Origin of the sequence: Chelatococcus sp. HY11, assembly GCF_018398335.1 — a bacterium.
Classification (GTDB): Bacteria; Pseudomonadota; Alphaproteobacteria; order Rhizobiales; family Beijerinckiaceae; genus Chelatococcus.
The window spans coordinates 3,039,946-3,055,360 of record NZ_JAHBRX010000001.1; the positions used below are offsets into that span (position 1 = coordinate 3,039,946).

Genomic DNA, 15,415 nt, shown 5'->3' on the forward strand with positions numbered 1-15,415 from the left:
GATGGGACAGCTCTCCTCTCGCACCGTGTCGGTTCTTAGTTATTTTCTCACACCCTCCGATGCTGAACCAACAGAGTTTGAAGGCGCTTCCTGCGTCCGCATCCGTAACCATCAGGCAATCACCTGCGGCTTTGAAAAAACGTCAGGCCGGCTCCACGAGCTTTATCCCCGATCCGATGTGGCAGCGACGGCAATTACTTGTATGATGTCCGGTGTTTAATGGGCCAACGCCGGAGCGCGGCACAGAAAGTGGACAAGGCGAGACAAGAATCATGCCGAGAATAGAATTTCGCCGCGGCAGCCTGTCTGAGCAGATCGTCACGATCATGCGCCAGCGTATTCAGGCTGGTGACTACCCACGTGGCGAAAAACTCCCCACCGAGCAGGATCTGATCGAGGAGTTCGGCGTCAGCCGCACCGTGGTGCGCGAGGCCATCGCCAACCTGAAGGCGGGCGGGCTCGTCTCGACGCGTCAGGGCGTGGGCGTGTTCGTGCAGCGCCACGTGCCCCTGCGGTCCTTTGTCATCGATGATCCCGACCTGAAGCTGGTCAACGAGGCGATCGCTGTTCTTGAACTCCGGGTCGCCCTAGAGGTGGAGGCGGCCGGCCTTGCCGCCAGCCGGCGGGATGAGAAACATCTGAAGGAAATGCGCAAGGCCATGAAGGCCATGGTGCAGGCGACGGAGGCAGGAGAGGATGCCATCCAGGCGGACCTCGCCTTCCACCGCAGCATCGCGGAAGCCTCCGGGAACGTCCATTTCCTGCAGCTTTTCAACTATCTCGGCGAGCTGATGATCCCGCGCACCAAGTTTGAAACCTTCAAGATCACCGGCGCCAACCGGGAAGACTATCTCAAGCACCTCAGCGAGGAGCATGCCGCCATCCTTGCCGCCATCGAAGCGAAAGCGCCTGAGGACGCGCGCAGGGCCATGCGTATTCATCTCATCGGCAGCAAGGATCGCCTGGCCGCGGGCGCGGCCGTCGCTGCCAAGGTTCAGCTAGCTTGAGCGACGCTCCGCAACGGGCTGGCCCGAGGGAGCCTGATCTGGATAGGCGGGCTGGGGCGACGCAGGAGTGGCTGCCGCCGCGGCTTTTGCGGCGGTATCGACTGAAACGACGACCGACATGCCCGGCGCCAAACGTTTCGCCAACGACTGGCCTGAATCGATCGCGATGCGCACGGACAAGCGCTGCGTCACCTTGGTGAAATTGCCGGTGGCATTGTCAGCCTTGAGCACGGCGAATTCGGACCCCGCCGCCGGTGAGAACTGCTCGATGCGACCCGTCAGCGTTTCCCCATGCAGCGCGTCCACGGTGAAGGTGACCGGCTGGCCGACCTTCATGCCCGGAAGCTGCGTCTCCTTGAAATTGGCGACAACCCAGACCTGCTCGGGAACCAGCGCAGCGAGCTGCGTGCCCACCGAAACATACTGTCCGAGGCGGGCACCGACCTCGCCAAGCTGCCCGTCTGCCGGAGCGACGATATGTGTGTTGTCCAGATCGATTTTGGCGAGCTGGACCGCCGCCACGGCATTGTCAATCTCCGCCTTCAGCGAGTCCCGGTTGACAATGATCGACTGCAGATCCTGACGGGCCACGTCCACCGCAGATTCCGCCTGATGCAGCGTCGCCTGCGCCTGGGCGAGCGTGCCATGCGCCTGATCCGCGGCGCTCTGTGTCGTCGCGCCGCGCGGCAGCAGGGCCTCGACGCGCTCTGCATTCGATCGCGCAACGTCGAGGGCCGCGTTGGCACTTGTCACCTGCGCCTCGCTTGAACGGATACGCGCTTCGGCGGCGCGCTGGCTCTGCTCGGAGTTTTGCAGCGCCGCCCGTTTCATCGCGAGCGTCGCCTCCGCCTGCTTCAACTTCTGCCGATAGATGCGGTCATCAATCTGGACGATGACGTCACCGGCATGGACATGCTGATAGTCCTGCGCATTGACGGCAACGACATAGCCCGTGACCTGCGGGCTCAGGGTCGTGACCTTGCCGCGCACATAGGCGTTTTCCGTGGTCTCGACCGAGCCGTGGAACGGCGGCAGCTGCCAGGATTGGAGGATCAGCAAGGCACCAACGATGCCAACAGTGATGGCGGCGCTGGCCCGAATGACGTGTGACTTGGACATGATCTTCTAAATTTCTCGATCGATAGGGTCAGGCGTGAGCGTCGCGGCGGGTCGTAAGCCAGCCGTGGACAGAGGAGAACCCCATCTGGACGACAACCACCGTGAAAGCGATCGCGGCGAGGGCTGAGATGAGGAGAAAGGCGTCGTTATAGGCCAGCACGGTCGCCTGGAGCGTGACCTGCTGGGACAATGTCGCCAATCCCTCCGCATTGAGGAGCTGGCCATCCGTGAGTACCTTGCCGAAAGCGCCGGCGAGCTGGCGCACGCGCTCGCTCACCTGCGGGTCCGTCATCACGATGCGCTCGACGAGATGCGCCGAGTGAAACTTCTCACGAACAGTGATGAACGAGCCGAAAGCAGCCGAGCCGATCAGGCCACCGAGGCTCTGGGTGAATAGAAACACGACGAGGAAGCTGGTGATGAACATCGGCCCCTGCTTCAGGGTCTTCATCAGCCCCGCGAGCAGGGCAGGTGGCAGAAACAATGCTCCTCCGAACGCGATAAGCGCCTGGCTGACATGCATGTTCCCAGGTCGCGTCAGGCTCGTTGCATGGCCGTCCATGTAAGCACCGACGGCGATGCAGAGGAGCGCGACAGCATGCATGGGGTGCACGCGCTCGATCTTGAGCATCGCGCCGCAGACCAGGCCGCCCGCGACGGACGCGGCGAGGATCACGAGATAAAGATGCCGGCTCTGTTCGTTGAAGAGGCCAAGCCCCTGGAACAGCGCCAGCGCACCCGATGTCTGCTCGGTGAGGACCATACGAAAAACAAGCAACGTCAGCGTCAGATGGAGGATCTCAGGACTCGTCAGCCAACGGATATTGATGAGCGGGGTGTCGCGATTGATCTCGATGGCCGCGGCGCAAGCGATCGCCATCACGGCCACCGCAAGTGCGACACCGATCCACGGCGCCTCGAACCACCAGTAATAACGGCCGACAGCCAGCACGACCGCGAGCAGGCCGAAGCCCAGAGCAATCAGCGGATAGGTGATGAAATCCTTCCAGTGCAGGACCTTGGCGTGCGGTATGGGGGTTAGCGGCAACAGATAGACGATCGGCAATGCGATGAGCGCGAGGCCGATCTCCATCAGATAGAGATGCCGCCATTGGCCCAGATCCAGCAGATAGGGCGAGATGAGCCGCGCGATCGTCGGCGTTATGCCCGATAGCATCAGGGCGAGACTCAAGCCCCAGCTCAGCTTCTTCGCGGGTGGAAAGGCCTCCAGCATATAGAGGAAGCCAAGCGTCGATATGGGGGCGGCTGCCGCGCCCGCCAGGAAACGCACCGGCAGGGCCGACCATAGATCGTAGATGAAGAGATGTAGCAGCGATGTCAGCACGAATACCACGATGCTGATCTCGGTGAAGCGGCGCAGGCCGAACTGCGTCCTGATCTTCGTCAACAGGATGGTGAGACTGACGTTCGGGGCCATATAGGCAGCGATCAGCCAGTTTGTTTCCGTCAGTGTGGCGCCGAGAGAGCCCTGAATCTGCGGCGTGTTGGCCGCCACCAGGTTCATGCCGAGCCCCTGCGTCAGCCATAGCAACGTGGACGCCGCCATAAAGATCGCCGCACGGCTCAAGGGCAGCGGCGGAGGAGCAGGCGACGCGACCGCCGGTTGCGGTTGCTGGCTCTCGCCCGGCGCGGCATCGCCATCCGCCGCTGACTCCGGCGGCAGGGCGTTATTCCGCGCAGCCCCGACGGCTGCCGATTGCTCAGCCGAGGCTGACATTGGTCTCTTCCTCTCGGCGCGCGGCGGCCGCCCGCTCGGCATTCGCAACGAAGCGACGCAGGGTGCTCAAGGCCACCTCGAGCGATGCGGCATCGATGTCTTGCAACAGGTCGAAACGCAGACGCTCGGTCAATTCCTCGAGTTCGCGCACCTGCGCCTGCGCGACCAGAGTCAATTCGATCTGCTTGGCGCGCCGATCACCAACGACAGCGCATCGCGTGATCAACCCTTGACGTTCAAGGCCATCGAGCAGTCTCACGACCGACGGATGCTCTATCTCGAGCGCGTCCGCGAGTTCCGTCTGATTCCAGGAGCGGTCCTGCGCCAGGAAAAGAAGGGCCCGGGCGCGCGGCAACGTCAGCCCTCGCTCACGCACATAGCGGTCGAAAAGCTTGCGCATTTTACGGCCGGCCGTTGCGAGCTCGAATGTGAACGCCGCGCCGAGTTCCGATTTCATAGGGAAGGCAACCAATTTATAGATAGCTATTATATGCATAGCTATATAATTGGCGACCCCCGCTCTGACAAGGCATATCTTTGACGCGGATTCATCGCGAAGAGGCGCTCATCGCCGCACGTCAAACGCCGGGTGATACGCGACCATCCCCTTCGGCACGTCAGTGCCGAAGGGCAGCGCCTGGAAGTAAGCCGCCGGCACAGCGGCCAGGCTCAACTCCGCCCGTGCCCGAAAGCCAAAACGACCGTAATAGAGGGGATCGCCCAGGACGACACAGCCGCGGGCCCCTGCTGCGCGCAGGCCTGTGAGACCTTCCATGGCGAGCCGCGAGCCTATGCCCAGACGCTGATGGCGAGGGAGTACGGCCAGGGGGCCGAGGCCGTGCCATCCGGCTTCCGCTCCGCCGACTGTGACCGGCGAGAAAGCGATATGGCCAAGGACGACGCCTTGCTCCGCCGCCACGAGCGAAAGGGTCAAGGCGCCGGCCCCACGCAAGGTGTCGACAATAAGCGCCTCTGTCCCGCTGCTATGAGGCGCGCTTCGGAAGGCCTCCTCGATCAGGGCATGAATGGCTTGCCGGTCCCCCGGCTTTTCACATCTGATGTCCATAGCCGTTTCCCCATGGTCCTTTCCCCATTGGCCGTTTTCCTGTGGTGCGCCGGCGCACAGCCCAACTCCATCATAGATATCGTCCACCTTGGCAGCGACGGTCGCCGAACCCTCATGGCCTGCTCAGCCCGCTTATTGTTCACTTATAGTGATAGACTCATCAGCATCGCTGACAATACTCGGCGACATCGGCCCAATTCGCCCGGACGACTGATGCAAATCCTCCAGCCGCCGATGAAAAGAGCAAGCGGCGCCGTGTTTCGGCTTGAAGCCGGCCCAGTCCTGTGGCACCAACATGCTGCTATGAGAAACTTCGCTCACATCATTAGCTCGGCGCGAATGCCACGTTGACCGGCAGCCCCTTGGGGCCTTGTCGTCGCGTCTGCGCTTTGCCGAAGACCTGACCCGGCTGCACCCGTCCGGTGCCTCACTGCCGTCTGCTATTCTGTGAGATCCTGCAATGTCGACCGTTCAAGAGGCAGCGCGCGCTCTGCGCCGCGCCCGGCGCTTTCTCCGGCGCAAACCCATCGATCTTCGCGCCGACACCATCCTGTCGGTCTTTCGCTTCACAAGCACCCATTGGGCGGCCCAAAGGCGGCGCGTGGGCGCCATCGTGCTGTTCGGCATACTGGCGACGGCGGCTGAAGTGCTCACGCCCTATTTCGCGGGCAAGCTCGTGGACGCCATAGCGCGCGGCTCCTTCGACAATCCGGCGACGGTCAATGCGGCCTGGACCGCCTTCGCCGTCCTGGTGACGCTCGGCCTCGGCGCCATCATCCTGCGCCAGCTCGTGATGAACAGCATCGTCAAGCTGACGTTGCGCATCATGAGCGACATGGCGGCCGAGACTTTCGCGCGTGTGCAAAGGCTCTCGACCGACTGGCATGCCAACAGCTTTGCCGGCTCGACGGTGCGCAAGATCAGCCGCGGCATGTGGGCGCTCGATCTGTTGAACGACACGCTGCTGGTCGCCCTGCTGTCGTCCTTGATCACCCTTGTCGGCGCGACGCTCCTTCTTAGCTTCACCTGGCCGGTGATGGGCCTCGTCGTCGGGCTCGGCTCACTCATCTTCATCGTCGTGACCTGCGCCATGGCCGTTGGCTATGTCGCGCCCGCCGCGGCGCTGTCGAACGCCTGGGACACCAAGCTCGGCGGCGCCCTGGCCGATGCGGTGAGCTGCAATGCGGTGGTCAAGGCCTTCGGCGCGGAACGGCGCGAAGACACCAAGCTCGCGCGCGTCATCGCGAAATGGCGTGGCCGCACCCGGCGCACATGGAATCGCGCCGTAACCAATGTGGGCCTGCAGGGCCTGATGATGGTCACCATGCAGGGTGCCATTCTGGCCTCGGCGCTTGTTCTGTGGCAGCGCGGCGCGGCGAGCCCCGGCGACATCACCTTCGTGCTCACGTTGTTCTTCGTGCTGCAGGGCCATCTGCGCGACGTCGGCATGCATATCCGCCATCTCCAGCGGTCGGTGAACGACATGGAGGAAATGGTGAAGCTGCACGAGGAGCCGATCGGCGTGGCGGACCGCCCCGGCGCGCGGCCGGCCGAGATCACGCAGGGCGAGATTGCTTTCGACCATGTCTCGTTCCGCTATGGCACGCATCCGACCCCGCTCTACCGGGATTTCTCGATCCGCGTGAAGGCAGGCGAGAAGGTCGGCCTTGTCGGCCATTCCGGCTCCGGCAAGACGACCTTCGTCAAGCTGGTGCAGCGCCTTTACGACGTTACGGGCGGCGCCGTGCTGATCGACGGGCAGAACATCGCAGATCTGCAACAGGCGAGCCTGCGCAGCCGCATAGCCATCGTGCAGCAGGAGCCCATCCTGTTTCACCGGTCGCTCGCGGAGAACATCGCCTATGCGCGCCCGGACGCGACCCGCGAGGAGATCATCGCCGCAGCCGAGCAGGCGAGCGCCCATGCCTTCATCACGAGGCTGCCGAAAGGCTATGAAACGCTGGTCGGCGAGCGCGGCGTCAAGCTGTCGGGCGGCGAGCGCCAACGCGTGGCGCTCGCCCGGGCCTTCCTCGCCGATGCGCCCATCCTCATCCTTGACGAGGCCACCTCGAGCCTCGATTCGGAAAGCGAGGCGCTCATCCAGCAGGCGATGGAGAAGCTGATGATCGGGCGCACGACGCTCGTCATCGCGCACCGCCTCTCGACGGTGCAGTCCCTCGATCGGCTCCTCGTGTTCGACGCCGGCCGGGTGGTGGAGGAAGGCAGCCATGCCGCGCTCATCCGTCAACCGGACGGCATCTATCGCCGCCTCTTCGAGAGACAGGCGCTGGAACTGACCAAGGGGTTTGAGATCGTCTGAGTGGATACCCGATGTGTTCATTTACGCATCGGGTATTTCAAAAATCCAGGCAGCTCATTGATGTAAATATTCTCTATCGCCTGGCAAAATATGCAATATATCCCGCTCTATTCCATCTTTCGGGAGAGAATATCTGGAAGGATACCCTGGAAAGCCCACACGGCCGCGCCCGATCACACCACGGCGCGTGCCGCGAGAGAAGGCTGGGACATAAGGCCGGCGAGCAGCGTCAGGGCGTCTTCGAGCGCGCCGCGATCGGGGGCGACGCCGAGAGAGATCCGGACGGCTTCGAGCGGATGAGCAACAACGGCAAATGCCGAACTCGGCACGATCGAAACCCCGGCGCGATCGGCGTGGTCCGCGAAATCGGCCGCGCGCCAATGGGCCGGCAGCCGCAGCCACAGGTGATGCCCATGGGGGTCCGCCGCGAAGCTCACGCCGCTCAGGATGCTAGCCGCCAGTTTCTGCCGCTCCTCATTCTCCGCGCGGATCGATCCGGCGATCTGGTCGAGCGTGCCGTCCACGATCCAGCGTGTGGCCAGCGCCGACATCAAGGGTGGGGCCATGAGAATGGTCGCGCGCAGCGCACCGGCCAGACGCAGCGCTTGCGAGGCGCTCGGCGCCACCACATAGGCCACGCGCAAGGCCGGCGTCGCGCATTTTGACAGCGTGGCGATATGCCAGGTTATGTCGCCAGCCAGTTCCGCGAGCGCGACCCGTCGCTCGGGCCTCAGCGGCGCGTAGGGATCGTCCTCGATGATCGCGACGCCATGCTGCCGCGCCAGCGCCGCGAGCGCGCGCCGCCGCGCCTCGGGCAATGTCGCGGTCGTGGGGTTGTCGATGGAGGGAATAAGATAAAGCGCCTTTGGCGCTCTTTCACGGCAGGCCCGCGCGAAGTCGTCTGGAACAATGCCCTCGTCGTCCATCGCCAGCGGTTCCAGGACGAGCCCCTTCTGCGCCGCGACGGCCTTCAAACCGGGATAGGTCATCGCGCCGGCCGCAACCACGTCGCCACGACCGAGCAGAAGTTCGCAGACGGCGAACAGCGCGCTCTGCGCGCCCCCCGTGACCACGACCCGATCGCCGGTCACTCCCTCGAGACGCGGTGCCAGCCAGCTCGCGGCAGCCTGGCGATCAGGCTCCGCGCCGGTGCTCGCCTGATAATGCAGGCTCAGCATGCCACGGGAGCTGCCCAGGATGGTTGCGATGCCCTGGGGAAAGGCCCTTCTGAAATCCGCCTCGGCCGGTTGGGGCGGGATATTCATGCTGAGATCGATCAACGGAGGCGCGTGCTCGGCCCCGCCGGGGCCATCCCGCCCCTCACTGATGAAGGTTCCGCGTCCGGCCTGGGCCTCGACGAGGCCGCGCCGGCGGGCTTCGTTGAAGGCGCGCGTCACCGTGGTGAGATCCACCTTGAGCGCCTCCGCGATCGCGCGTTGCGGCGGAAGCCGCTCTCCTCGCGCCACCCTGCCTGATTGAATATCCGCCTGGAGCGCCTCGACGATGCCGAGATATTTCATGCGGGCGCTTTCGATCAGTCGTGGCTGCCACATCCCGTTACCCAAATTGTACGGCCCCTCAACATACACGGGCGTAGCATGTATGGCATGGTCACGGGAAGCCAGACAGGCGAAGATCAATCGTTGGCGACGGCTCGCCATCGACCGCCCGAGTTTGCCTCAAGGCGGTCGGGCCGGCGTTTCTTCAAGAAACGGCCGTGAACCGCATTCAGCTTACCGGCTGAGCCTTGGGGAACGTCCATTTTCCGTTGAGTATTTCCGGGCGCGGCCTATACATCCGGACAGTATAATTCCAGCCCTTCATGATCGGCAGGCAGTTCGGGATCTCGCCATCGCAACCGCCAAACTGGATGGTTACAGAGCCATCTGCGTTTTTCTTCGCGGTGATGTCGTTGACAGAGTAGGCATTGTAGGAGTTCTTCTCAAAGAATCCCTTTTCATTGTAGAGGCTAACCGACCAAAAGGCATCGACCGGCACGTTCTTCGGCACGTTGAGCTTGTAGACCGTCTTGCCGTCGTCCTTTTGGGGACTGAAACTGTCATAGCTCGCGTCCTTGTCGGGATTGCCGCCCCAGCCGGCTGCCGTGCCGATCAGATGATGGACAGGGTCGACCTTTCCACGCGCGCCGAATGAACCGGCAAACGAGGTCGTGTGCTTTGCCAGGCTGAGCAGCGCGTCACGGATCTCGGTCAAGCTCGTCTGATCCCAGTTGGGAAGCTCCAGTTTGCCGGTATCCTTCTGCGAAACCTTTATCGCATCCTGCAACCTGTGAACTTCGGCAAGATCCTTTGGGTCATTGGGGTCCACGAGAGTGCGGATCGCCACGAACGCGTATCGCGTGCCGATGTCCTTCCGTGTCAGCGTGTGTGGCTTGGAATCGTAGATCACCTTTGGCACATAATGATCCTGGTCGACGATCATCATGGACATGAAGCGCTTGCCGGCGTCCGGCATCGCGATCGTTACCGGCCCCGCCGCCAGATCGAACACCGCGAAGGAGTACAACGTGTCCCGGTTCAGGCGGATGACCGTTTGATTGTCGATCGAAGCGGGCTCGCGGACATGATGGAACTTGCCAACGCCGCCTGCTTCCTTGGCATTGTCGGTGAGATAACGATCCGTTTCGGCTCGCACGAAGCTATCCACGGTGACAGGGATCGGGACGGCTTGGGCCTGGGCTTGGGCTTGGGCTTGGGCTTGGGCGAAGACGGTGCCGTTGAGCACAACAAATGCGATCCCAAAAGCAATTGATGCAGACTTGCACATGATTCATCCTCGTCGAACGCGGTCCCTCACCAGGAATGGATACTGAAGTAATCCATCCTGCCCCACAACGGCGTACCGATGGGAGAGACTTGCACCAATTGCCTCGCGATGCCGCGATTGGCCGCGCGCCAATCGGCGGCCGATCTCGCGCCATTTCCAACTCGCCTCGGCTTCGCACTGCGAACTTGCGATCCAGATTTTCAGGAAAAAGGTGGTGCGGGTGGTCGGAATCGAACCGACACTCCTTTCGGAACCGGATTTTGAGAGACCGAATATCCCCTATCCTTTATCTATCCGGGGGTATCCGATTTCCCGATAACCGATTGCAAGCACTAGCTTTTCTCGGATATCGCATCATCCATACCTAACCGGATTTACGCCACGGTTGGATTTCTAGGTGCTCCTATTTTGCACCTGATTTCCAGCCTCAACGGAGGTTAGGGAATGCCCAAAATCAAGCTCACAAAGACCGCTGTCGACGCCGCGAGTGCGCAGGGGCGCGATTACGAACTCAGGGACACGATAGTCCCTGGGTTTCTGGTAAAGGTTACGCCGACAGGTCGCAAGACCTTCATGCTGGCCTACGTTGCGAACAACGGTCAACGCCGAAAGCCCGCCATCGGACGCTACGGCGAAGTGACCGTCGAGCAGGCTCGAAATATCGCTCAGGATTGGTTGGCCGAGGTCCGACGCGGTGTCGATCCGAGCGCGGAGCGCGAGGCTGCGCGCAAAGCGCTTACGGTGAAGGAGCTGTTTGATCGCTTCATCACGGAGTATTCGGAGGGCCGGAATAAACCTTCGACGGTGAAGTCGAACCGTGGATACGGGAAGCGCTACATTCTTCCGATCCTGGGGCAGCTCAAGGTGCCCGACGTGACGCGCGCGGACATCGCGCATCTGATGAAGAAGATGTCGAAAAGCCCGACGAACGCCAACCGGGTGCTCGCCGCCGTGCGGAAGATGTTCAACATGGCCGAGGTGTGGGGCCTTCGACCGGATGGGTCCAATCCGTGCCGTCACATTCCCAAATTCCCCGAGCGCGGAAAGACACGGCTTATCCCCGACGCGGAATTGCGGAAACTCTATGAGTACCTCGACCGTGCAGAGGCCGAGGGCTTGGAACACCCGTTCATTTTGCTCGCCGTTCGGCTTCAGTTCGAGTTTGCGGCTCGCATGTCCGAAATCCTCGAGATGCGTTGGGAGTGGGTTGATTTCGATAATCGCCGTGTTGTTTGGCCAGACAGCAAGACCGGCGGAATGTCCAAGCCCATGAGCGCCGAGGCTCTGCGCCTTTTCGAGACCGCGCCTCGACTAGAAAGTTCGCCGTTCGTTTGCCCTTCGATTTTCGACCCCGAAGCGGCAATGTCAAAACACACCTACTATCATGGCTGGCGGCGCATCCTCTCGCGTGCAGGAGTGCAGCACATCGGAACGCATGGCATTCGCCACCGCGCGGCGACCGACATCGCAAATTCCGGAATCCCGGTGAAGGTCGGCATGGCCCTCACGGCGCACAAGACGGTCACGATGTTCATGCGCTACGTCCACACGGAAGACGATCCGGTAAGGGCGGCGGCCGAGGCGGTGGCTCAGCGGCGGCAATCCGTGGTGGCCAGCGCCCCTGTACCCACCACTCCACCCGCCCTCGTGATCCAGCAGCCGGTGGAAGTCGTTGCGGCAGCTCCGGCCGAAGCAGCGCCCCCGGCCCGACTGGCGCCGGATGGGAAACCGCTTGGCTTCGAAGACGGTAGCTACACGTCTAGGACGCGCCTGGGGAACTATCGCCCCTATCGTCATCGTTCCGGCGAAAATCGCGCCACGCCTCCGGGCACCAAACCCGTGCCCACCAAGGAGGTGAAACATGTCTAAACAGGCGCGCCGTGGATCTAGCTGGCCTTCGACCGAGCTGTTGCAGCGAGCGACATTCGTGGACGACGCCGGTCCGGTTCGCTTCGTCGATACCGAGGCTGCGGCGCGCTATCTCGCCCTCGATGCCCATACGCTCGAGTGCTACCGCTCCCTCGACAGCGGACCGGCGTTCTACAAGTTCGGCCGTTATGTCCGCTATGCAGTCACCGACCTCGACGCCTGGGCGGAAAGCTGCCGACGTTCGACATCGGCCTCGCCGCATGCGCCGCGGGTCCTTCCCGTTGACGCAACATAGCCTGAAAGCTATATCATGTGGGAAGTCCAATTCCATGCAGCCTTCGAAGCTGAGGTTTTGGCCTACGAGCGCGACGTTCGCATCGCCTTGATCGCCGTCACCAAGCTGTTGGCCGATTACGGCCCTCAGCTTGGCCGGCCCTATGCGGACACGCTCAAAGGTTCGAAGCACTCAAATATGAAGGAACTGCGCTTTGAAGCAGCCGACGGCGAATGGCGCGCAGCCTTCGCCTTCGACCCGCAGCGACGGGCAATCCTGCTCGTCGCCGGCGACAAATCCGGCGGAAGTCAGAAATTCTTCTATCGTCGTATGGTCGCCAAAGCGGATTTCAGGTTTTCCGAACATCTGGAAAAACTGAAACCCGGAAAGAAGGGAAAGTAAAATGGCGCGGAGCCTGAACGATATAATCGCCAGTCTGCCTCCGGGCGAGCAGGAGGAGATCGAAGCGCGCTATCAGGACCTCAAGCAGGAAGTAGAGGGTCTTCGAGAGCTGCGGCGGATCGCAGGAAGGGCGCAGGAAGACGTCGCGACTGCCCTCAAGATCAAGCAACCCTCAGTCTCGAAAATCGAGAAGCAAGCCGACATGTACCTGTCGACCCTGCGCGGCTATGTGGAGGCAATCGGCGGGAAGTTGGAGCTTATCGTCAAGTTGCCGTCTCGACCGCCGGTCACAATACAGCACCTTGGTGACCTTGCTCTCTCGGAAGGTCCAAAATCGGCCAGGCGCGGCACTACGAAGTCATAATACCAACGGCCTCGGGTTTTGACTCAAGAGGGTAGCCACGGAGCTTTTGTGGTGATTCCGTTGGCGCGAGGAGGATTCGCGCCATGCCTGCCGCCGTCTCCCTGAGGAGTGATTTTACCGCTGCAGCCCTTCGACGCCTTGCGGCAGCCTCGCGTCACGCCAGGCAGAGCCGGCGCCTTCTCTCCCTGGCGGCCGTGCTGGATGGTATGAGCCGGGATGCGGCCGCCCGGATCGGTGGCATGGACCGCCAGACGCTGCGCGACTGGGTTCACCGCTTCAACGAGCACGGCCCCGACGGGCTGATGGACGTCCGTGGCAAAGGCCATGCGCCGCGGCTTTCGGCGGATCAGATCGCCGCATTCGCAACCATCGTCGAAACCGGGCCCGACCCCATAGTCGACGGCGTAGTCCGCTGGCGCCGGATCGACCTGAAGCGGGTGATCGAGGAACGCTTCGGCGTGGTCTATCATGAGCGCACGATCGGCAAGCTCCTCAAGCAGATCGGCTTTTCCCATATCAGCGCGCGGCCCCATCACCCGGCTCAGGACGAGCGGGTGGTCGAGATGTATAAAAAAACTTCGCAGCGACGCTGAAGGCCCACCTCGCCCATGTCCCGAAACGAAAGCGGATCGAGATCTGGTTCCAGGACGAGGCCCGGATCGGCCAGAAGAACGGCCTGGTTCGGCAATGGGCGCGACGCGGAACCAGGCCGCGCCAGCCCGCGGATCAGCGCTACGAGAGCGCCTACCTCTTCGGGGCGATCTGTCCGGCTCGTGGCGTCGGGGCAGCTCTCGTCATGCCCTTCGCCGATACATGGGCCATGCAGGCCCATCTCGACGAGGTCGCTGCGACCGTCGCCAAAGGGGCGCATGCCGTCCTGCTGCTTGATCGCGCCGGGTGGCACACCACCGAAAAACTCATCGTGCCGAAGAACCTCTCCCTCGTCTTCCTGCCGTCACGCTCCCCGGAGCTCAACCCGGTCGAGAACATCTGGCAGTATCTGCGCGCCAACTGGCTCTCAAACCGCGTCTTCGGCACCTATGTCGATATCCTCGATGCCACCTGCGAGGCCTGGAACAAGCTCACGGCGCAGCCCTCCGTCATCGCTTCCATCGGCACCCGGAAATGGGCTCATGTCGGTCAAAACTGAGGGCCGTTGGTATAAGACCTTGCGCTTGGCGTGAATGGGGGACAATCTGTACACTGAGGGGGCTCGTCGCTGGCGGTTCCCCGTGAGATCAGGTGGCAAATAACTAATTCCAGCCCTCTTCGGGGCGCATATTAGCAGGGAGGCGCCGGCCCCCTGCCGCTGGTTACTAGCCGACCGTGATCGTCGGGACAAAAGCCTGCGCAGTTCGGTTCTGGTCGTAGAGTTTCATCGCGAGATCCGCTTTCGGCATCCATACTCGCCCCGTCTCAACCGCTACGGACGCCGGCACTACCGGGAAGACATGCAACAACACGCCTTCCCCGTGATAAGCCTTAATCCGGTTGAATAGGTCGCGCAGCAAATGCTTGTAGGCGGCGAGGTCGTCTTTCCGTCGCATGATGTCATTGCCGGGCTGGTCGCAGGTAATTGACCAGATGGCAGTATTTTCGCCCAATACCGAGGTAATGCGGTCGTCATTCACCGTGGCGCTCAGGGCCAACTTCAACGCGACCGGCACGTCCTTCCTGCCGCCATACTCGTTGACTTTGTAGGCAATGCGCGGCTGGTCGGGCAGCCATTTCCAGGTGTCCGGTTCGCGGTGCTTTTGATGCACCGAGACCGGTACTATGTCGCCAAGAAGCGTCCCGAGACGGATGAGCAACGGCTGCGGCGCCAACGCGAAGACGCTGAGTTGGCGAATTTCCCGCTGCTCGATGCGTTCCTTGATTTTGCGGGCGAAAAGGCGCTCGAGGTTCTCGTTCTGCTCGGTCCAGTAGACTTCTTCGTGATCCTTGCGCTCCGACCCGATCAACTCGATGTCGATTGTCCGGCCTTCGGCGGGATGGTGATCCGGAGGCATGGCGCTGAAGATCGAACGGGTTGTTACCAAGGAGTCACGCTGGCCAATAGTCGCCGCGAACCTGACGACATGGGAGACACGGTCGACATCCATGTCGGTAACGATCTCGATGCGGTCCTCATGCTCCGCTTTCATGGCCAGGAGGACATCCTCGGGGTAGTCGGCCAGATAGTCCACATCGATCGCCTTATGGTGGACGGGACACATCAGCATCAGGTTGTCGATGTCTTGCGCAAGCAGTGGCGATCTCACGGGATCACCCCTGGGACCTCCAGCCTCGTCGGCGACGATGTGGGCGATATAACCGAACTTGCCCGTACGCTTGCCGGCGATCAAGTCACCGATCAGGAGCTTGTTGCATCCACGAAACTGACACCGCCCCCCAGCCTTTGCCCAAAGCGCATTTGCAACTTTTGGTGGAATAGCAGTCTTAGACATGTCGCCCCTCCAATTGCCGACG

At 62.1% G+C, this 15,415-nt stretch carries 14 protein-coding genes; 7 read left to right on the plus strand and 7 right to left on the minus strand.

Annotated elements, in window-relative coordinates; translation table 11 throughout:
- Positions 1–272: 272 nt before the first annotated feature.
- Positions 273–1,007 (plus strand): FadR/GntR family transcriptional regulator, encoded by a 735-nt coding sequence (locus tag KIO74_RS13905; protein WP_249730985.1) that lies wholly within the window; start codon positions 273–275, stop codon positions 1,005–1,007.
- Here KIO74_RS13905 and KIO74_RS13910 read toward each other — a convergent pair.
- The 4 genes from KIO74_RS13910 to KIO74_RS13925 form a co-directional block, all read right to left on the minus strand.
- Positions 999–2,126: an HlyD family secretion protein gene (locus tag KIO74_RS13910; protein WP_213332535.1), complete on the minus strand. Its 1,128-nt coding sequence runs from the start codon at positions 2,124–2,126 to the stop codon at positions 999–1,001. The genes KIO74_RS13905 and KIO74_RS13910 overlap by 9 nt on opposite strands.
- 28 nt (positions 2,127–2,154) lie before the next feature.
- Positions 2,155–3,693 carry an MFS transporter gene (locus KIO74_RS13915; protein WP_249731302.1) on the minus strand — a complete coding sequence of 513 codons (1,539 nt, stop codon included), beginning with the start codon at positions 3,691–3,693 and terminating at the stop codon, positions 2,155–2,157.
- 154 nt (positions 3,694–3,847) lie between these two features.
- A complete protein-coding gene (locus KIO74_RS13920; RefSeq protein ID WP_249730986.1) occupies positions 3,848–4,321 on the minus strand; it encodes a MarR family winged helix-turn-helix transcriptional regulator in 474 nt (157 codons plus the stop codon).
- Between the two features lie 108 nt (positions 4,322–4,429).
- Positions 4,430–4,930, minus strand: coding sequence for a GNAT family N-acetyltransferase (locus tag KIO74_RS13925; protein ID WP_213332537.1), 501 nt, complete (start codon positions 4,928–4,930; stop codon positions 4,430–4,432).
- Positions 4,931–5,390: 460 nt separating this feature from the next.
- Here KIO74_RS13925 and KIO74_RS13930 point away from each other — a divergent pair, with 460 nt between their 5' ends.
- Complete coding sequence (locus tag KIO74_RS13930) at positions 5,391–7,250, plus strand: ABC transporter ATP-binding protein (RefSeq protein ID WP_213332538.1); 1,860 nt, start codon at positions 5,391–5,393, stop codon at positions 7,248–7,250.
- 173 nt (positions 7,251–7,423) lie between these two features.
- Here the strand turns inward: KIO74_RS13930 and KIO74_RS13935 are convergent, their stop codons facing one another.
- Positions 7,424–8,803, minus strand: coding sequence for an aminotransferase-like domain-containing protein (locus tag KIO74_RS13935; RefSeq protein WP_249730987.1), 1,380 nt, complete (start codon positions 8,801–8,803; stop codon positions 7,424–7,426).
- 175 nt (positions 8,804–8,978) lie between these two features.
- On the minus strand, positions 8,979–9,995 hold the full coding sequence (locus tag KIO74_RS13940) for a DUF1254 domain-containing protein (RefSeq protein WP_349629190.1): 1,017 nt from the start codon (positions 9,993–9,995) through the stop codon (positions 8,979–8,981).
- A gap of 486 nt (positions 9,996–10,481) precedes the next feature.
- On the opposite strand from KIO74_RS13940, the gene KIO74_RS13945 reads away from it, so the two are divergent.
- The 5 genes from KIO74_RS13945 (at position 10,482) to KIO74_RS13965 (ending at position 14,096) form a co-directional block, all read left to right on the plus strand.
- Positions 10,482–11,906: a tyrosine-type recombinase/integrase gene (locus tag KIO74_RS13945; protein ID WP_029075275.1), complete on the plus strand. Its 1,425-nt coding sequence runs from the start codon at positions 10,482–10,484 to the stop codon at positions 11,904–11,906.
- Positions 11,899–12,201: a helix-turn-helix domain-containing protein gene (locus KIO74_RS13950; protein ID WP_029075274.1), complete on the plus strand. Its 303-nt coding sequence runs from the start codon at positions 11,899–11,901 to the stop codon at positions 12,199–12,201. Before KIO74_RS13945 ends, KIO74_RS13950 begins: the two co-directional genes overlap by 8 nt.
- Positions 12,202–12,213: 12 nt before the next feature.
- On the plus strand, positions 12,214–12,582 hold the full coding sequence (locus KIO74_RS13955) for a type II toxin-antitoxin system RelE/ParE family toxin (protein ID WP_029075273.1): 369 nt from the start codon (positions 12,214–12,216) through the stop codon (positions 12,580–12,582).
- A 1-nt stretch (position 12,583) separates the two neighbouring features.
- Positions 12,584–12,946, plus strand: a complete 363-nt coding sequence (locus KIO74_RS13960) for an XRE family transcriptional regulator (protein WP_029075272.1) — start codon at positions 12,584–12,586, stop codon at positions 12,944–12,946.
- Between the two features lie 83 nt (positions 12,947–13,029).
- Positions 13,030–14,096, plus strand: a protein-coding gene (locus tag KIO74_RS13965) for an IS630 family transposase (RefSeq protein WP_156911931.1) whose coding sequence is annotated in 2 segments (ribosomal slippage) — positions 13,030–13,516 and positions 13,516–14,096 — 1,068 coding nt in all. Because the reading frame shifts where the segments join, the coding sequence is not laid out codon by codon here.
- A gap of 166 nt (positions 14,097–14,262) precedes the next feature.
- Here KIO74_RS13965 and KIO74_RS13970 read toward each other — a convergent pair.
- A complete protein-coding gene (locus KIO74_RS13970; protein WP_249730989.1) occupies positions 14,263–15,291 on the minus strand; it encodes an SAVED domain-containing protein in 1,029 nt (342 codons plus the stop codon).
- Between the last annotated feature and the right edge of the window lie 124 nt (positions 15,292–15,415).